Genomic DNA, 18,706 nt, shown 5'->3' with positions numbered 1-18,706 from the left:
TGGGAGCCACCCGATGTGCTGCTCATGGGGTGCAGTTGTACCAGCGCGTGCAGCGAGGTACGAGTCGATTGCCGTGAACCGACCGGGAACCCGGCGGCCCGCTCCTCCCCCGAAGAAGAGCGGGCCGCCGGGTCTTCACGCCTCGGCCATCCCCGCGACGACCGAGGTCCGGGCGGCACGCCGGGCCGGTAGCGCGGCGGCCAGGACCGCGGCCACCACCGCGCCGGCGAGCATCACGCCGATCTGCCCGAACGGGACCACCAGGTCCACCGAGATCGTGTCGGTCGACAACGCCTCGGTGAGCACCCAGCCGAAGCCGATGCCCAGCAGCAGCCCGAGGGCCGCGCCCATCAACGCCATCAGCACCGACTCGACCACGAGCATCAACCGCAGCTGGCCGCGGGTCAGGCCGAGCGCCCTGAGCAGCGCCGACTCGCGCGTCCGCTCCAGCACCGACAGCGTCAACGTGTTGGCGATGCCGAACAGCGCGATCACCACGGCCAGCCCGATCAGCGCCCAGATGAACCCGAGCACCTGGTTGAGCTGCCGGTTGAGCTGCTCCTTCGTCTCCGCCGCGCTGTCCACCACGGCCAACGGCGAGGGGTCGGTGACCTTCTCGACCGCCGCACGCCCGTTCTGGGCACCGTCCTTGAGCTTGACCAGGATGCTCTCGTACCCCTCGGCGGCCTGCGGGAACCTCAGCGACGTAGCCATCGTCATGACCCCGTCGGACAGCCGCTGCCCCTCGATCACGGCGACCACCTTGAGCTGCTGCGGCTCGCCCCGCTCCGCCTCGATCGTCACGGTGGAGCCGACCGACACGCCCTCGCGCTTGGCGTACTCCGCGTTCACCGCGATCGCGCCGTCGCCGAGGTCGGCGAGCGACCCACTGGTGACCGTCGGCCGGAACAGGTCGCCGATCGCGTCACGCGACACGCCGGTGAAGTACCCGCGCTCGCCGTACACCACCGTGGTCGGCGCGACCTTCGCCACCTCCGGCACGACGCCCAGCTGGTCGGCCAGCTCCTCGGGCAGCGGCCGGCCGTACACCGCGGACGTCACCGTGTAGTCGGCGGGCATCCGCTGGTCGATCTCGGCGTTGGCGGTCTCCTTGGCGCTGTTGGCGACCACGGTCACCAGCGCCACGATCGTCACGCCGATCATCAGCGCGGCGGTGGTCGCGGCCGTGCGCTTGGGGTTGCGGCCCGCGTTGGCCGACGCGAGCTTGGCGGGCACCCCGAGCAGCGCCCGCGGCACCGCGCCCAGCACCCGGTTGACCGGGCCGACCAGCAGCGGACCGAGCACGAGCACCGCGGCCAGCAACGCCATCGTGCCCGCGCCGGCGGCGAGCATCGCCGTCTCCTCGTCGTCCAGGCCCATGCCGTACACCACCGCGCCGACGCCGATCACCGCGAACAGCACGGCGGTCAGCACGCGCAGCACCCCGGTGCGGTGCACCTCCTCGCCGCTGTCGGGCTGGCTGCGCAGCGCGGCCACCGGCGCGACCCGGGTCGCCTTGCGGGCCGGCAGCACCGCGGCGAGCACGGTCACCAGCGTGCCGACCGCGAACGCGGCGAGCACCGTCGTGACGGTCACCGGCAGGAGCACCGTGCCCCCGCCGCCGCCCTCGTCGAACGAGAAGATCACCTGTTGCAGCAGGGCGGACACCCCGATGCCGCCGAACAGGCCGATCACCGACGCGGTCAGGCCCATCACCAGCGCCTCGGCCAGCACGCCGCGGAACACCTGGCTCCGGCTCGCGCCCACGCACCGCATCAGCGCCAGCTCACGGGTGCGCTGCGCGACCAGGATGGTGAACGTGTTGTAGATGACCATCGCGGCGACCACGAGCGCGATGATCGCGAACGCCAGCAGCACCGTGGTGAGCTCGCCCGCCTGGGACTCGACCCGCTCCAGCGTCTGTTTGGCCAGTTCCTCACCGCTCTGGACCGAGAACCCGCCGTCCCCGATGGCCTTGCGGACGTTGTCGACCACCTGCTGCTGCGTGAAGCCGGCCGCGGCGGTGGCGACGGCCTGGTACGGCAGCCGTTCGGGCCGCAGCGCCTGGAACGCCTCGGGCGTCAGCCCGATGTGGTCGTAGCCGGACAACGACATCTGGTTCGTGCCCTGCTGGTACGTGCCGACGAGCGTGTAGGTGGACCGCTGGTCCTGCTCACCGAGCAGCACGACCGGCTGCCCGATCGCGAGCTTGGCGGTGGTGGCCGTGCGCTTGTCGACCGCGATCTCGGCGGCCGAGGTCGGGTAGCGGCCCTCGACGAGGTCGAACTCGTTCAGCTTCTCGTTGGTGGCCAGCGAAACGGCCCACGCGGGCTTGGCCTTGCCGTTGGCGGCGACCAGCGGCACCGTCTGGGCGCCGCGCGTGTCGGCGCCCGCCACGCCCGGCGCCTGCCGGATCTTCGCCAACGTCCCCGGGTCGATCCCCTCGGCGTCGGACGACGACTCGCCCGAGAGCGTCACCGAGACGTCGACGTTGCGCGCGCCCTTGGCGAACTCGTCGCGCAGGCTCGCGTTCATGGCGTCGCCGAGCACCAGCGTGCCGGTCACGAAGGCGACGCCGAGGGCGATCGCCACCGAGGACAGCACGAGCCGCGCGGTGCGGGCCTTGAGGCCCGCGATGATCGTGCGCAGCATCAGGTCACGCCCCCAGGTGCTTCAGGGCGGACAGCACGGAGTCGGCGGTCGGGTTGTCGATCTCGCCGGCGAGCCTGCCGTCGGCGAGCAGCACCACGCGGTCGGCGTAGGACGCGGCGACCGGGTCGTGCGTCACCATGATCACGGTCTGCCCGAGCTTGCGCACGGACATGCGCAGGAAGTCGAGCACCTCCGCGCCGGAGCGCGAGTCGAGGTTGCCGGTCGGCTCGTCGGCGAACACCACGTCGGGCCGGGCGACCAGGGCGCGGGCGCAGGCCACGCGCTGCTGCTGGCCGCCGGACAGCTCGGTCGGCTTGTGCTTGAGCCGGTCGCGCAGGCCGAGCACGTCCACGATGGTGTCGAACCACTCGCGGTCGGGCTTGCGGCCCGCCAGTTCGAGGCCGAGCAGGATGTTGGCCTCGGCGGTGAGCGTGGGCAGCAGGTTGAACGCCTGGAAGACGAACCCGACCCGGTCGCGGCGCAACCTGGTCAGCTCCTTGTCCCCCAACGAGGTGATCTCGGTGCCGCCGATGTGGACGGCGCCGCCGTCGACGTTGTCCAAGCCGGCCAGGCAGTGCATCAACGTCGACTTGCCGGACCCGGACGGGCCCATGATGGCGGTGAACTTCCCCGCCGCGAAGGCCACGCTGACACCGTCCAGCGCCCGGACGGCGGTGTCGCCCTTGCCGTAGACCTTGACCAGGTTCGCGGCGGCTGCGGCGGTGCGGGTTCCGACGTCGGACACCAGTGCGGACATGCTCCCTCAATTCCTCGGGTCTGCTGACGTCGAGAAAGCTATGGGGCACGCGGGTCGCCGGTCGTCACCTCGGCGGCGGAACCGGAGGTCAACCGGCGGGATGACGCCCACTAGTCCCGAGGTCTGACGCACCGCCGCCGGACGGCGCGGGCGGGCGCGGCCCGATTCCCCGGCCGGTCCGGGCGCGGCCCGATTCTGCTGCCGGTCCGGGGCGCGGCCCTATTCCGCCGCCGGTTCGGGCGCGGCCGCCGTCCCAGGGTCGCCCTTGGGCAGGTCGAGCAGGCCCCGGTCGAACGCGTTGGCCACCGCCTCGGCCCGCCGGCTCGCGCCGAGCTTGGACATGATCCGGCTCAGGTGCACGCTGACCGTCTTCTCCGAGATGTACAGCTCCTCGCCGACCTGCCGGTTGGTGCGCCCCTGCGCGACCAGCTCCAGCACGGACCGCTCACGCGGCGTGAACGGGTCCACCCGGTCACGCGGTCCCACGTCGCGCAACGCCACCCTGGCCCGCCGGGCGACCAGGTCCAGCGCCTCGCGCAACGGCGCCGACCCCAGCTCGTCGGCCACCGCGCTGGCCAGCTTCAGCTCCGCCGCCGCCTCGTCCCGCCGGTCCGCGCCGAGCAGCGCCTCGGCCAGCCGCCACCGGCACACGGCCTGCTCGAACACCGACCCGAAGCCGAAACCGTCCACCGCGCGCCGCCACAGCTCCGGGTCGCCCGACCCGGTCAACCGCGACTCCTCGGCCTCCACTCGCACCAGCCACGCCCGACCCTCGGGACCGAGCTCGCCGGTGCGGGGCATCCCCATCTCGACCGTCCGGTGCGCGTCCTCGACCAGCTCGCGACCGGCCCGCACGGCGTCCTCCTCGGCCGCCCGGTCCTTGCGCCGACGTGCCCGCGCCGCGATCTCCACGTGGCCCGCGACACCGAGGGCGGCCAACCGGATGCCGGCCAGCATCCACTCGCCCTCCTTGCGGGACCAGCTGATGGCGTCCGCGACCCGGTCCACGGCCAGTTCCGGCTGACCGCGCCACAACGCCAGCTCCGCGCCCGTGCCGCCGGTGATCAACGCGATCTGCAGGTCGCGGTGCCAGTCCGCGCGCAGCTCCCGGATCATCCGCTCGGCCTGGTCGAACTCGCCCCGGCTGACCGCCACGTGCGTGCCCGCCGCGGCCAGCCGCGCGGACACCGTGCTCGACACCCGCAGGCCGGGCGGTTCGGCGGCGGTCGCCGCGCCGTCCCACTCGCCCCGGTAGTACCTGGTCAGCACTTGCAGGATGCGCAGCTCCAGGCCGAACGAGCTCCACGTCAGCCCGGTCGCCTTGGCCCGCGCCACGCCCTCGTCGAACACCCGCGCGGCCTCGTCCAGCTCACCGAGGTCGTAGTGGTGCAGGCCCAGGAAGTACCGGGCCCGCAGCTCGGTGCTGACGGCGTCGGCCTCCATCGCGCACGCCACCGCCGCGGTCAGGTGCTCGTGCGCCCGCGACACGTCGCCCTCCGGCTCGTCGAGCAGGCCCAACGTGGTCAACGCGTCCGCCACGGCCGATTCCGCGCCCGCCGCGCGGCCGTCGGCCACCGCCATCTCGGCGCGCTCACGGGCCTCGACGTACTTGCGGTCGTGCCGCAGCGCCGCCGCCCACACCGCCAGCACCCAGGCGCGGGCCGGGCTCGCGGGCCGGTCCCGGACCAGCCGCCACGCCTCCTCCACCGCCTGGTACTTCTCGTGGTCGGTGCCGTCGAGCACCTGGAGCGTCTGGGCGAAGCGCCGCCACATCACGGCCGCGACCTCGGGATCGGACTCGTCCACCACGGTGGTGCCGGTGCGGGCGAACGCGATGGCCCGCTCGGGCTGGCCGGCCGTGCCCGCGGCCCACGACGCGCCGCGCAGCAGTTCCAGCTCGGTCAGGCCGGGCGGTCGCTGGTCGGCGGGCACCGCGTGCCACAGCTTCAGCGCCTGCTCCAGGTGCCTCAGCGACTCGGCGGGCGCGCCGGCCGCCTGCGCCTCGTTCCCGGCATCGACCGACGCGCGCAGCGCGCGGGCCAGGTCGTGGCACTCCAGGCTGTGGTGGGCCAGCGCGGCGGCGGCCCCGCGGTCGCCGGACGAGGCGAGCCGGTCGGCGTACGCGGCGTGCAGCCGAACCCGTTCGCCGGGCAGCAGGTCGTTGTAGACGGCCTCGCGCAGCAGCGCGTGCCGGAACGTGTACACCTCGGCGGGGTCGACCACCAGCACGTGGTGCTGCACGGCCTCGCGCAGCACGCCGTCGAGGCCGACGTGGTCCATGCCCGCCACGTCGCGCAGCAGGTCGTGGCGCACCGACCGGCCGCCGACCGACGCCACCCGCACCAGGCGCTGCGCGTCCGGTGAGAGGCGTTCGATCCGGGCCAGCAGCACCTCGGCGAGCGTCCACGGCACCTCGCGGTCGCGACAGCTCGCGACCGCGATCAGCTCCTCGGCGAAGAACGGGTTGCCGTCGGAGCGCTCGGCGACCTCCAGCACCAGGTCGTCGGACAGGTCGTCGGACAGCGCCGCGACGAACGAACGCGCGTCGATCGCGCTCAGCGGGGTCAGGTCGAGCCGCTGCACGGCGGGCAGCCGGACCAGCTCGGTGAGCAGCGGCCGCAGCGGGTGGCTGCGGTGCAGGTCGTCGGAGCGGTAGGTGGCGACCACCAGCAGCCGCTGCGCGCGCAGCCGGGAGAGCAGGAAGGACAGCAGGTAGCGGGTGGAGGCGTCGGCCCAGTGCAGGTCTTCGAGCACCAGCAGCACGGGCCGTTCCTCGGCCAGGTCGCCGAGCAGCCCGTGCACCGCGTCGAACAGCTGGAGCTGGCCGACGTCCTGCTCGGGACGGCGGCCGACCAGGTGAGACGGCAGGCCGGAGACCGACGTGCTGCCGTCGTGGCCGGTGGGCAGCGCCAGTTCCGGCATCAGCAGGCCCAGGGCCGGCCGGGCGGTGACGTCGAGCAGACCGGCCTGCCGCACCTGCCCCAACGCCTCGGTGAAGGGCAGGTACGGCAGGCCGGTCTCGCCGACGTCCAGGCAGCGGCCGGTGAGCACGAGCGCGTCACCCGCGGTGGCGGCCAGCTCGTCCATCAACCGCGTCTTGCCCACCCCCGCGTCACCGGCGACCAGCATCGCGCCTGCCTGGCCGCGGGCGGCCTCGTCGAGGGCGGCACGCAGCCTGGTCATCTCCCTGCCGCGTGCCACCAAGGGGATTCCGGAACCGAGGCGTGCCACACCAGGCATGTTGTCACACCTCAGGCGGCGTCGCGGTGACCATCGTCCGCTGACGGCCGATCCGGGCCGGTGCGATGGGCCAGCCGCCGCCACCACGACCGCGTGGCCTGGCCGGACTGCCGACCGACGCGGTAGTGGGACGCGTCCGCACGCAGCGCGGCCTGCCGGTAGTCGATCTCCGCCTTCAAGGACTCGGGCGTCCACTCCATGATGACTTGCTCCTCGTGTCGTTCGCTTCTCTGATGACACGAAGATTCGTCCTGAGGCCCCGGTGCGGGCATTGGTCGTTCACGTGGGTTGCGGCGGTGATGCCCTTACCCGCCGCCGTAAGGGGTGGCAGACGGCGGGTAAGGGATGCCTCAGGGAGGTGTCAGAGCACGTCAGAGGCCCCTCAGCAGGCGCCGAGGTCGCGCCAGACGCCCCACTCGCCGGTCGTGCCCGGCTCCTCGGCCTGCGTCCACCACTTGGCCTGCCAGCGCTTGCCGCGGTGCGACACCTCGTTGCCGCCGTTGTAGACCTTGGCGCGGTCCCACGCGGGCGCGGTGCAACTCGGCCCGCTGGTCGTGGTCGTCGTCGTGGTCGTGGTGCTGGTCGGGCCGGTACCGCCGCCACCGCGCGGGTGGTCGGAGGCGATGGCGTAGGACTGGCCGCCGAAGGTGAGCTTGACGTTCGACGGCGACGCGATCGGCAGCTGGTAGCTCAGCGCGACGTCCACCGACGCGCCGGGCGCGAGCGGCTGCCACGTCGGCAACGTCAGCTCGACGTGCTGGAAGTCGCCCTTCAAGCCGCCGACGTTGCCGCCCGTGTGGCCCTTGGCGGTGACCCGCAGCCCGAACCCGGACTGGTCGGCCATGCTGCCGGGCGCGCTCGTGCCGTAGTCGAACTCGATCTTCGTGCCGCCCGGCAGGGTGGTGGTCGAGTTGTTGGTCAACCTCAGCTTGGGCGTGATGGGGTAGTTGCCGTCGCCGAGCGCGAACCCGGAGACGGTGGCGCTCACGTCCAGCACCTGGCTCGGCGTGGCGCCCGCCGCCTTCCGGTTGCCGTACGGCGCCGCGCCGCGCAACCCGTCGTTGATCTTGGTGAGCAGGGTGTCGCCGACGGTGTACTGGCCCTTGGCGCCGTCGAAGCGGTAGTCGCCCGCCAGCTCCCAGATCATGATGCCGCCGATGCCCTTGTCCGCCACGTACTTCGCCTTGGCCGCGATGGACTGCTCGTCCTCAGTGGACAGGAAGACCTTCTTGTCCGCGTTCCACAACCACGGCGAGGTCAGCGTGGTGTCGTAGAACCGTTGGTAGGAGCCGGAAATACGGTCGGTGGGGTCGTTGGCCGGGTCCAGGCCGTGCCGCGCGAGGTAGTCCGGCGTGATCTCGTGCTCCAGGTTCTTGGCGTGCCACATGGGGTTCACGCCCGACGGCACCTCGGCGCCGCCCGCGGTGGAGTCGTGCCACAGGTTGTCGATGCCGACCGCGCCGTTGCCGCACGGCGTGGTCGAACCGACGCTGGAACCGGTGCCGGGCGGGCACTTCGCCTGGTCGGGCAACGCCGCGCGGCCCCACAGGCCGTTCGTGCCGCCGGTGACGCCCTGCCAGCCGCGGCTGTAGAACGGCACGCCGATGTTGATCCGGCCGGCCTGCATCGCGCCCCGGTAGTAGTGGTAGGCCCAGTCGGTGTTCAGGTAGCCCATGCCCTCGTACTGCGGCGCGGTGTAGACGCCGCCCGCGGCGAGCTCGCCGTCCTTGCCGTCGTCGTAGAGCGCGGCGTTCGGGCCGACGAAGTGGTTCCACGAGCCGTGCAGGTCGTAGCTCATCACGTTCAGGTAGTCGAGGTAGCGGGTGACCTGGTAGGCCTCCTGGCCGCGCAGCAACCAGCCGGAGGCGGGCACGGCGGCGGTGAGCAGGTAGTGCCTGCCGTCCTGCGCCGAGGCGCGGTCCAGCTTCTCCCGCAACGTCTTCATGATCTTCTCGTAGCCGGCCCACAGCGTGCCCCGGTTGGCGTTGGAGATCCAGAAGTCGTCCGGGTTGCCCGCGTGGTTGTTCGACGTGGCGTACTCGTAGTCGATGTCCACGCCGTTGAAGCCGTACGTGCGGATGAATTGCACGGCGGAGTCGGCGAACGCGTCCACGGTGGCCTGCGGCTGCGCGCCGAGCTTGTAGAAACCGCCAGACGCGTTACGCGTGCCGTCAGGGTTGAAGAAGCCGCCGGTCTCCGCCCAGCCGCCGACCGAGATCATCGTCTTCACGTTCGGGTGCTGCTTTTTATACTTGGTGAGCAGGTTGAAGTGCCCCTTGTACGGCAGCGACGGGTCGAGGTCGACGCCGGGCCAGGTCATGCCGGTCGAGGCGTTGTCCGGGCCGTCGGGGCCCACGGAGACCCGGTTCTGCGCGTCGATGTGCGCGAAGGCGTAGTTCAGGTGCGTGACCTTGGTCCACGGGATGTCGGACGCCAGGTAGGCGGGCGCGCCGTTGCGGCCCGTGCGCCAGCTGGTGAAGTAGCCGATGACGCGGCGGGAGTGGTCGGCGCCCAACGACTCCCGGCCCTCGGTGTCGTAGACGGAGCAGTACGGCACCGCGACGCCGGGGGTCTGGTAGAGGCCGTCGGGACGGCACTCCTCCCCCGCGGCGGCGGCGTCGGGCGAGGACGGGGACACGGCGACGACGCCGAGTCCGACCACCGCGGCGAGCAACGCCACGAGCGGCGAGAGCTTGGACCTGCTGAACCCGGATCTTCTGGACAAGGCCGGCACACCTCCTGCACGAGGCGGCGGCCACGACGCAGCCACCGAACCGTAAATAGGTCTAGACCTCTATGTCAATAGGTCCAGACCACCTACGGGTACGGTCAGACGGTCGTGGTGGCGCGGGCGCGCGCCAGGCGTTCCCGGACCTGGTCGGCCTCGGGCGCGTCCAGCTCGGTGAGCAACGCCAGCGCCCGCTGCCAGTGCGCCACCGCCCCCGGCAACCCCTGCCGGTCGAACACCACGGCCAGCCGGTCGTGCGCCATCGCCTGGTGGTACGGGCTCGCCGCGGCCGACGCGACCGACAGCGCCGTGCGCGCCGACGTGACGGCCTCCGCGCCCTCACCCGACTCCATCAGCACCGTCGCGAGGTCCGTGTGGCAGGTCGACTCACCGCACTGCTCGCCGACCTCGCGGTACATCGTCACCGCCGCCCGCAGCCACGACTTGGCCTCGTCGTAGCGGCGTGACGCCAGGTGCAGCAGCCCGAGGTTGTGGTGGGCGTTCGCCTCGGCCCACCGCGACCCGGCCGCCCGGCTGACCTCCAGGGCCTCCCGGTACGAGGACTCCGACTCGTCCACCCGGCCCAGGAACGCCAGCATGTCCGCGACCGCCGTCAGGGCTCTGGCCTGCGCGTTCACGTCGCCGGACGCCCGCGCCACCTCCAACGCCTCGCGGTGGCGGGCCAGCGACTCGTCCATCCGCTGGAACTGGGCCAGCGCGATGCCGAGGTTGAACAGCATCACGAACGTCGCCTCGGGGTCGCCGAGCGTCCTGGCCGCCTCCAGCGCGGCCTCCGTGGTGCGCAGCCACGTGGTCCGGTCCGCCCGCAGCCAGAGGAACCGCGACAGCGTGTACGGCAGCTGCCAGGCGTGCACCAGCCACTTCGGGTCCGCGCCCTCGGCGGCGGCCGACTCGGCGGCGGCGATGATGTTGCCCTGCTCGGCGTCCAGCCAGGCGATCGCCTCGGCCGAACCCTGCAACTTCGGCACCTCCACCGGCACGTGCTCGGGTGCGATCCGCACGCTGCTGCCGCGCGTCACCGGCAACCGGCCGTCGGCCAGGTCGGCGCAGTGCAGGTAGTAGTCGAGCATCCGGCTGGTCGCCTCGTGCCGCAGGTCGGGCGGCAGCTCGGCGGCCAACGTCCGCATGTAGACCCGCACCAGGTCGTGCGCCCCGTACCGGCCGGGCTCGTTGACCGACAGCAGGTTCGCCGCCGTCAACGCGTCCAGCGCGCGCTGCGCCTCGCCGACGCGCACCCGGGCCGTGGCGGCCACCACGAACGCCGTCACGTCCGGGCCGGGGTGCAGGCCCAGCAGCGCCAGCAGCCGCGCGGGCAGCGGCGGCAGCGCCCGGCGGGACGCGTCCAGGGCCGCCCGCACGGTGGAGTCCTCGTCCTCCAGGCCCAGGGCGGCCAGCCGGCCGTGCTCGTCGTCCAGCTCGGCGACGAGTTCGGCCACCCGCAACGACGGCGCGACCGCCAGTCGGGCCGCCGCGATCCGCAGCGCCAGCGGCAGCCCGTCGCACAGCACGGCCAGCCGGCGCAGCGCGGCGGCCTCCGTGGCGTCCCGGCCGGCGACCCGGCTGACCACGGCCACCGACGCGTCCAGGTCGAGCATGTCCAGCTCGACCAGCCGCGCCTCGGCGTGCGCGACCAGGCCGACCAACCGCCGCCGGGACGTCACCAGCACGCACGACGGCGGACCGGGCAGCAGCGGCAGCAGCTCGGTCGAGCCGCGGGCGTTGTCCAGCATCACCACCATGCGCCGGTCCGCGATGAGCGTGCGGAACAACGCCGACCGCTCCTCGACCGTCACCGGGATGTCCGGCGACGGCACGCCCAGCGTGCGCAGGAACCGGCTCAGCACCTCGCCCGCGCCCAGCGGCTCCTGGTTCGGGTCGTAGCCGTGCAGGTCGACGTACAGCTGGCCGTCGGGGAAGTCCTCGCGCACGCCTTGCGCCCAGTGCAGGGCGAGCGCGGTCTTGCCCACGCCGGCGGGCCCCGTGACGACGAGGACCAGCCCGCCCTCCGGGTAGGCGGCCAGCAGGCCGTCCAGCCGTTTCAGCTCGTCGTCACGGCCGATCAGGGACGCCGAGACGCGCGGCAGCTGCGCGGGCGTGATCGCGGGCGAGAGGTCCGCCGCCGGCGGGCGCAGCTCCATCGGCAGGGTCGGGCGCTCGGGCTCGGGGTTCTCCCCGGCCAGCACGGCCTGCTGGAGCTTGCGCAGCTCCGGACCCGGTTCGACGCCGAGCTCGTCGATCAGCACCCGGCGCGCCTCGCGGTAGACGGCCAGCGCCTCGGCCTGCCGTCCGGCCTGGCACAGCGCGCGCATCAACAGGCCGTGGCCGCGTTCCCGCAGCGGGTGCTCGCCCACCAGCGTGGTCAGCGACGGCACCAGCTCGGCACCGCGTCCGATCAACAGCAGCAGCTCGGCGCGCTCCTCCAGCACGGCCAGCCTGCGCTCGACCAGCCGGCCGCGCTCGACCTCGGCGAACAGGCCCGCGACACCGCCCAGCGGCTCGCCGCGCCACAGGCCGAGGGCCTCGTCCAGCGCGGTGGCCGCCGAGATCAGGTCGCCGGACGCGCGCAGGCGGGCGGCCGCCGCCACCCCGCGTTCGAACTCGTCCAGGTCGACCGCGTGCGGGTCGACCCGCAGCAGGTAGCCGTCGCCGACGGAGGTCAGCAGCTCGGCCGGTGCGCGGCGGGCGCGGCTGGGCTCCAGCGCGCGGCGCAGCCCGGCCACGTAGGTCTGCACGAGGTTGACCGCGCTGGTCGGCGTGTTGTCGCCCCACACGGCCTCGATGATCTGGTCCCGGCTGACCGGCGCGTTGCGGGCCAGCAGCAGCACCGCCAGCACGGCACGCTGCTTGGCGGCGCCGAGGTCGACCTCCCCGCCACCGCGCACCGCCCGGAGCAGGCCGAGCACCTCGAACCGCAAGCGCTCGCCGCCGCCGTCTGCCACCGACCGATCCTTCACCGAACGTTGAGCCCCAGACGGAGCCTAGGAGATCACTTCAGTCCGGCTCCAGTCGTCCTGTAGCCGCATTCTTACGCTAAGCGTGTCCGATCAACCACACAGGGCGAACCCCGGTGAGGGAGGTTGGACCAGACAGCGGAACATCCGCTGCTCTCCCTGAACGACGAGGGCAGGCCGGCGTGCAAGGGGCATCCAGCCCGCGGCGGCGGAACGCCGGCCCGCCCTCGTCCCCTTCTCCACCGGAGACGGGTCATCCGGTAGGGGATGGCCCGCCTCCACTGCCCTCCCCCCAGTGGAAGGGGCCGTGACCGGGATCCGAACCCCCGGTCACGGCCCCTTCGACATGTCCGGGGTCGGGCCGCGGCACGTGTCCAGTCGGGCCGCGGCGCGGCGAAGGCTAGGCGACCTCTTCCAGTTCCTTGGGCTCCGCGGCCTTGGCCGCCTTGCGCCGACGGCGCAGCACCACCACGACGCCGACCACGAGCGCGACGCCCATCAACGCCCACATGGCGCCGTTGAACACGGACTCGATGTACTTCGCCGACGCGCCCGCGGCCGAGCCGATGCCGATGTGCAGCGCCGACCAGCTCACCGCGCCCGCGATCGACGCGGGCAGGAACCGGCGGTACTCCAGCTTCGACGCGCCCGCCGACGCGGGCACCAGCGTCCGCACGACCGGCATGAACCGGGCGAAGAACACCGCCCACGCCCCACGCCTGCGCAGCAGCGCGCCCGCCTTGTCCCAGTGCTCCTGGCCGAGCTTGCGCACCACCTTGCTCTCCCTCAGCCGGTCGCCGTAGCGGCGGCCGAGGAAGTAGCCGATGCTGTCGCCCGCCACCGCGCACACCGACACCACCAGCCACATCACCAGGAACCGGGACGTGCTGGTGACCGTGGTGGCGGCCAGCAGCAGCGCGCTCTCCCCCGGCGCGATGAAGCCCACGCCGAGCGTGCACTCCGCCAACGTCAACGCGCCCGTCACCGCGAGCACGGCGGGCTGGGGCAGACCGGCGAGCCCTTCCAGGGCGTCGGTCAGCAAGGCCATGGTTCGTCCCCCTGTGGATCATGACAGCACCGGAGTGCAGGCTAGGGGGAGTCCACCGCACCGACGGCGCCGGGCACATCGGACCGAGGGCTGACCGGCCACCAGACCAAGGTCGTACGGGTCGGTGGTCGAAAGTCAGGGGAATCCCTCAGGCGCCCTCGAACCGGATGACCGGGGTTCGGCCCCGATCAGGGCGAGTCGAGCGCCCCGTTGCGCGCGGTGCCGACGAATCGCGACCACTGCGCGATGCCGAAGTCCAACTCGCCACCGGTTCGGTTCTTCGAATCACGCACGCCGACCCCGTTCGGGCCGAGCGCTATTTCCACGCACTCCGGACCACTCGCGGACGACCTCGTGCTCTTGCGCCACTGGCGTTGCATGGGAGTTCACCTCGGGGTCAGGCGAGCTCGCGCGCGACCCGCCCGATCAGCGCGGATGATGCGGCCGGGTCGAGCGATTCGGCGCTGAGCCGAGCGAACATGTCGGAATACCCGGCGACGTCCGACGGCTGTTCCAAATAGACGTCGCCCCTCGGGCTTTCGATGTATACCACGGCCGGATCCGACTCCTCGGGGAACGCCAGGATCACGAACGGGCCGTCCATCGCAGCGTGACCGCCCGCCTCGAAAGTGGCGACTTGGAGGGTGATGTTCGGCCGTTTCCCGACTTCGTCGAGTCGCCGCAGCTGCTCCGCCATCACCTCCCGGCCGCCCACCAGCCTCCGCAGGGCCGCCTCGTCGACCACCACGTGCAGGCGCAGCGGGTCGTCCTCCAGCAGCAGCGCCTGGCGGGCCTTGCGCAGCCGCACCCGGCGGTCCACCTCGGCCGGCGCCGCCCCCGGCAGCACGCCCCGGATCAACGCCCTGGTGTAGGCCTCGCACTGGAGCAGACCGGGCACCATGAGCCCCTGGTAGGTGCGCACCGACTCGGCGTCGGCCTCGAACCCGACGTAGCGGCCCGGCGCGATGTCGCCGAACTCGTCCCACCACGCCCGGCGCCGCGCCTCGCGCGCCACCTGCACGAGCTCGTCCAGCGTGGTCCGGTCGGCGCCGTAGGCGGAGAGCATGTCGCGGACGTCGCGCGGGGTGACGCCGACGCGGCCGGTCTCGATGCGGCTGATCTTGGACGCCGAGCACTCCAGCCGCCGCGCCACGTCCTCGATGGTGAGGTCCGCCGCCTCGCGCAGCCTGCGCAGCTCGCTGACCAACCGCCGCTTGCGCAACGTCGGGCTGCTGCCCCGTGGCATCCGCACACACCTCCATCGGCGACTCGTCCGGGCGACGCAGCCAGTCTGTGGCCGGGCGCGAACGGAGCAAAGATCCGTCATCCATTCGTGTACTGCAACTTGCAGCCGGCCGGACGCGGTCCCAGGCTGCGTGGAGCACACCGCCACCAGGGAAGGAGCGCTGAAGGTGTCCACCACCGTCTTCAGCCAGCTCGACCGATCCCTCCACGAACACCTGGCCACGCTGGTCCGCCTGGCGGCGACCGGCGACGACGACACCGCGGTCGAGCTCGCCCGCTGCGAGCTGCCCCGCGTGGTGGCCGCCGTCAAGGTGCTGCTGGACGAGCACACGCCCGACGAGCACGGCCGCTGCCCGAAGTGCCGCACCCGCCGGTGGAGCCGCCGCCTCCCCTCGCCGTGCCGGGCGTACCTCGGCGCCCAGCTGGCGCTGACCGTGACGCCCGACGAGCCGTCCGGCAACCACCGCAGGCACCTGCGCAGCGTCGGTTAGCACCCCACCGACGAGCGGGGGCGCGTCCCCGCTCACGTCGGGCGACGCGCATCCCCCGCAATCGAGCCCAGCGCCGCCCGACCCGATCCGGGCTCGGATCGAACCGGCCCCGCACCCCCGACCGGGGCCGGTGGTGAATGGCCGCCGCCCCCCCCGCAGACGGCGGCCCGGGCGCCGGGAAGTCGGCCGTTCGCGCGCCTGATTTCCCGGCGGCTGAGTTGATTGCCGCTGCTCCGCAGACGGCGGCTCGGTCGCCGGGAAGTCGGTCGTTCGCGCCTGATTTCCCGGCGACCGAAAAGCGTGGTCGCCGGGAAATCCGCCACGAACGACCGACGCGACCTCGCAGGGGTGGCGACGGGGATGGAGCCCGGTGGCGACGGGGATGGAGCCCGGTGGGCGTCGCCATCGTGTGCAGGTGGGGTGGGTCAGACGCCTACCGGTTTGAGGCCGTCGCGTTCCGGGTCGACCAGGTAGACGCGGGCGGCGGAGATGTCGAAGTACATGCCGACGAGGCGCAGTGACCTGGTGGCCACGGCCTCGCGCACGCTGGGGTAGGCCAGCAGGTTGTCCAGCTGCTGGGCGACGTTCGCCACCGCCAGCCGCTCGACCGCCGGCAGGTCCGACTCCCCCGTGTGGAACCGGATGAGGCTCGGCTCGACCGCCTTCAGCCACCGGTGCAGCTGCGTGCCCGGCCGGGTCGAGCCCTGCACGACCGCCTTCATCGCGCCGCAGTCCGAATGACCGCACACCGCGATCGTCTCCACGGCCAGCACCTCCACCGCGTACTCGATCGCCGCGCCGACGGAGTCGTCGCCGTCCGGCGGCACGAGGTTGCCGATGTTGCGCACGCAGAACAGGTCGCCCGGCCCGCTCGTGGTGATCAGGTTGGGCACCACGCGGGAGTCGGCGCAGGTGATGAACAGCTGCCGCGGGCGTTGGCCGCGCGAGGCCAGCTCCGCCAGGAACGGGCGGACCAGCGGCGCGGTGGTGCGCTCGAACTCGCGCATGCCGCGGATCATCGGGTCGGCGTCCGGGCGCGGCCTGGGCACGGTGACGTGCCGGTGGCGCTGCCAGTGCGACCACGGCGCGAACCACCGCGGCAGCGGCGACAGCGGTGTCTTGCGCAGCGCGGGGATCCCCCGCGTGGCCTTGCTGAACCAGGTGTCGTGCACCTCGTCCACCTCGACGTGCCCGCCCAGCCGCTCGTAGCCGACGCGCCAGTCGTCGATCGCCTCGTACGCGCCGTGGTCGAGGAAGTCGATGTGCAGCTCCAGCAGCACCCGCTGGCCCAACGGGATGGCGCGCAGCCCGCGCACGAGCCGCCCGGCGCCGAGGAACACCAGCGAGCCGCGGATCACCACGCGCCAGGCGTCGGGCTCCTGCTCGATGCGCACCGAGGAGCGGGTCAGCCGGTGCAACGACCGCAGCGCCGCCGCCGCGACGCCCAGCAGCACGCCTTCCACCAACCCGAGCGCCACCACGCCCACCAGGGTGACCGCGTACGCGGAGAACTCGCCGTGCCGCCACAGCGCGCGCATCCGGCGCACGCTCACCAGCCGCACGCCCACCACCAGCAGCACACCGGCCAGCACGGCCAGCGGGATCCGCTCCAGCACCGAACCCAGCGCGAGCACGAACACCGCGATCCACAGGCCGTGCAACACGGTCGACGCACGGGTGCGCGCGCCCGCGGCGACGTTGGTGGAGCTGCGGACGATCACGCCGGTCACCGGCAGCCCGCCGAGCGCGCCCGCCACCGCGTTCGCCGTGCCCTGGGCGATCAGCTCGCGGTCGAGGTCCGCGCGCGGCCCGTCGTGCAGCTTGTCCACGGCGACGGCGGACAGCAGCGACTCGACGCTGGCCACCACGGCCACGGTCAGCACGGCGAACACGACCGCGCCGAAGCTGCCGGACGGCACCTGCGGCAGCACGACCTGGCCGAGCGGGTCGTCGGGCAGGTCGACCCGCGCCACGTCGAGCCCGGTGGTGGCCAGCGTCGCCACCACGACCGCCACCAGCGGGGCGGGCACGACCGAGGCGCGCGGCACCCTGGGCCACAGCACCAGCGCCAGCACGGCGAGCGCGCCGACCAGCACGGCCGACCACCGCACGTCGATGTCGAACAGGTTGCCGAGGTTGTCGAACACGGAGGTGGCCGCCGTGCCGCCGAGGACGACGGCGAGCTGGCCGACCGCGATGCTCACGCCGATGCCGGCCAGCATCCCGTGCACCACGGCGGGTGAGAGGGACAGCGCGAGCCGGCCGAGCTTGCTCAGGCCGAACACGACCTGCACGGCGCCCGCGGCGAGGGTGATGGCGGCCGTGGCGGCCCAGCCGTACTCGGCGATGACCCCCGCGGTGATCACCACCATGCCCGCCGCGGGCCCGCTGACCTGCAACGGCGCGCCGGACAGCGAGCCCGCCACGATGCCGCCGACGACGGCGGAGATCAGCCCGGCCATGAGCGGCGCGCCGGTCGCGGCGGCGATGCCGAGCGAGAGCGGCACGGCGATCAGGAACACCACCGCGGAGGCGGGCAGGTCGTGGCGCAGCACGGCGGCGAGGCCGCCCGGGGGGCCTGCCGTGGTGTGCTCGCCGGCGTGGGACTTGTTGGGACGCGGTCGGTTCATCGCTGGGGTCCTTCCGAGCAGCAAGGGGTCATCGCCCCGCGCGGCGCGCGGGGTGTCGTCGTTCGGGGAGGGTGGCTACGGCCTGGCTAAGGGCGGCAGCAGGCGCGGCCAGAAGGCATCGAGTCGGAACTCGGCCCCGGCGCGGTGGTGAGGGGTCGCCACGGTGGCACCTCCGTGTCGGCACAAGGGACGTGTCGGCACAGCCCGCGTCGCACAGGTCGCGTCCACCCCATGATGACTGAGGAAGTGGCCGGTCTGACAGCGGATCCACCCGGTCGTGTTGATCACGCGGGTCGTTGTCACCCCTGGTGACGGACCTACCGGCCGACCGCCGCGTAGGCGCGGGCGACCGCGACCGTGCCGCCGACCAGTCCGATGAGGACGGCCGCGACGTGGCCGACGGCGGCGAACTCGGGCACCACTCCGAACCACTCGGCGCCCAGCAACGGGTACGCGACGAGGAACGCCGACCACGGCAAGCGCACCACCACGGGCCCCAGCACGGTGATGGCGCCGGCCGCGGTGAACGCCACGTAGCCGACACCGACGTCGACCACGTCGGTCAGATCGGTCGGGTAAACACCCGAAGAGATGACGAGGGCCGTCACGAGCGTCGCGCCGACGTGGCCCGCGAGGACCACCGCCACCGCGCGCCACGGCCCGACCTCGCGCTCCAGCACGCCGAGGCAGACCGCCACCGCGACCACGCCGAGGGCGGTCGCGACCAAGCCGTCGCCGACCGGGTCGAGCACGAACGCGCTGCCCACCAACGCGTTGACCGGGTGGTCGGCGAGGTTGGCCGCGTTCGTGCTCAACGACGCCAGCACCTGCGCCGACATCCCGTCGGCGAACACGAACCGCATCAGCAGCGCGAGCCCCGCCACGGCCGACAGGTAGCCGGCCGTGACGGGGAAGCGGCGGAAGCGGTCACGCACCCGGCCAT

The 18,706-nt window shown here is 72.9% G+C and carries 12 protein-coding genes; 1 reads left to right on the top strand and 11 read right to left on the bottom strand.

Annotated features, from left to right (window positions below):
- Positions 1-135: 135 nt before the first annotated feature.
- The 9 genes from ACYVLT_RS21970 to ACYVLT_RS21930 form a co-directional block, all read right to left on the bottom strand.
- A complete protein-coding gene (locus ACYVLT_RS21970; protein ID WP_461122042.1) occupies positions 136-2,652 on the bottom strand; it encodes an ABC transporter permease in 2,517 nt (838 codons plus the stop codon).
- A gap of 4 nt (positions 2,653-2,656) precedes the next feature.
- Entirely contained in the window at positions 2,657-3,409 is a 753-nt protein-coding gene (locus tag ACYVLT_RS21965; RefSeq protein ID WP_461122041.1) for an ABC transporter ATP-binding protein, read from the bottom strand.
- A gap of 219 nt (positions 3,410-3,628) precedes the next feature.
- Entirely contained in the window at positions 3,629-6,649 is a 3,021-nt protein-coding gene (locus ACYVLT_RS21960; protein WP_461122040.1) for a helix-turn-helix transcriptional regulator, read from the bottom strand.
- A gap of 11 nt (positions 6,650-6,660) precedes the next feature.
- The gene (locus ACYVLT_RS21955) at positions 6,661-6,849 is read right to left on the bottom strand and encodes a hypothetical protein (protein ID WP_461122039.1); all 189 of its coding nucleotides are present in this window, start codon (positions 6,847-6,849) and stop codon (positions 6,661-6,663) included.
- A gap of 182 nt (positions 6,850-7,031) precedes the next feature.
- A complete protein-coding gene (locus ACYVLT_RS21950; RefSeq protein ID WP_461122038.1) occupies positions 7,032-9,374 on the bottom strand; it encodes a chitinase C-terminal domain-containing protein in 2,343 nt (780 codons plus the stop codon).
- A 104-nt stretch (positions 9,375-9,478) separates the two neighbouring features.
- The gene (locus ACYVLT_RS21945; RefSeq protein WP_461122037.1) at positions 9,479-12,337 is read right to left on the bottom strand and encodes an AfsR/SARP family transcriptional regulator; all 2,859 of its coding nucleotides are present in this window, start codon (positions 12,335-12,337) and stop codon (positions 9,479-9,481) included.
- 412 nt (positions 12,338-12,749) lie between these two features.
- Positions 12,750-13,397: a DedA family protein gene (locus ACYVLT_RS21940; RefSeq protein ID WP_461122036.1), complete on the bottom strand. Its 648-nt coding sequence runs from the start codon at positions 13,395-13,397 to the stop codon at positions 12,750-12,752.
- 188 nt (positions 13,398-13,585) lie between these two features.
- On the bottom strand, positions 13,586-13,777 hold the full coding sequence (locus tag ACYVLT_RS21935) for a DUF397 domain-containing protein (RefSeq protein ID WP_461122035.1): 192 nt from the start codon (positions 13,775-13,777) through the stop codon (positions 13,586-13,588).
- A gap of 17 nt (positions 13,778-13,794) precedes the next feature.
- Positions 13,795-14,643 (bottom strand): helix-turn-helix domain-containing protein, encoded by an 849-nt coding sequence (locus ACYVLT_RS21930; RefSeq protein ID WP_461122034.1) that lies wholly within the window; start codon positions 14,641-14,643, stop codon positions 13,795-13,797.
- A 166-nt stretch (positions 14,644-14,809) separates the two neighbouring features.
- On the opposite strand from ACYVLT_RS21930, the gene ACYVLT_RS21925 reads away from it, so the two are divergent.
- Positions 14,810-15,133: a hypothetical protein gene (locus tag ACYVLT_RS21925; RefSeq protein WP_360459495.1), complete on the top strand. Its 324-nt coding sequence runs from the start codon at positions 14,810-14,812 to the stop codon at positions 15,131-15,133.
- Positions 15,134-15,558: 425 nt separating this feature from the next.
- Here ACYVLT_RS21925 and ACYVLT_RS21920 read toward each other — a convergent pair whose 3' ends face one another.
- The gene (locus ACYVLT_RS21920; protein ID WP_461122033.1) at positions 15,559-17,763 is read right to left on the bottom strand and encodes a SulP family inorganic anion transporter; all 2,205 of its coding nucleotides are present in this window, start codon (positions 17,761-17,763) and stop codon (positions 15,559-15,561) included.
- A gap of 317 nt (positions 17,764-18,080) precedes the next feature.
- Positions 18,081-18,698 carry a rhomboid-like protein gene (locus tag ACYVLT_RS21915; RefSeq protein ID WP_461122032.1) on the bottom strand — a complete coding sequence of 206 codons (618 nt, stop codon included), beginning with the start codon at positions 18,696-18,698 and terminating at the stop codon, positions 18,081-18,083.
- Positions 18,699-18,706: the final 8 nt, after the last annotated feature.

The organism is Saccharothrix stipae (assembly GCF_054781895.1).
This window is presented reverse-complemented; position numbering and strand designations above follow the sequence as displayed.

Excerpts from the sequence above, each read along its gene's own strand:
- ACYVLT_RS21970 (WP_461122042.1), bottom strand. The coding sequence starts at position 2,652 with ATGCTGCGCACGATCATCGCGGGCCTCAAGGCCCGCACCGCGCGGCTC.
- ACYVLT_RS21940 (WP_461122036.1), bottom strand. The coding sequence starts at position 13,397 with ATGGCCTTGCTGACCGACGCCCTGGAAGGGCTCGCCGGTCTGCCCCAG.
- ACYVLT_RS21955 (WP_461122039.1), bottom strand. The coding sequence starts at position 6,849 with ATGGAGTGGACGCCCGAGTCCTTGAAGGCGGAGATCGACTACCGGCAG.
- ACYVLT_RS21930 (WP_461122034.1), bottom strand. The coding sequence starts at position 14,643 with ATGCCACGGGGCAGCAGCCCGACGTTGCGCAAGCGGCGGTTGGTCAGC.
- ACYVLT_RS21935 (WP_461122035.1), bottom strand. The coding sequence starts at position 13,777 with ATGCAACGCCAGTGGCGCAAGAGCACGAGGTCGTCCGCGAGTGGTCCG.
- ACYVLT_RS21920 (WP_461122033.1), bottom strand. The coding sequence starts at position 17,763 with ATGAACCGACCGCGTCCCAACAAGTCCCACGCCGGCGAGCACACCACG.
- ACYVLT_RS21965 (WP_461122041.1), bottom strand. The coding sequence starts at position 3,409 with ATGTCCGCACTGGTGTCCGACGTCGGAACCCGCACCGCCGCAGCCGCC.
- ACYVLT_RS21960 (WP_461122040.1), bottom strand. The coding sequence starts at position 6,649 with ATGCCTGGTGTGGCACGCCTCGGTTCCGGAATCCCCTTGGTGGCACGC.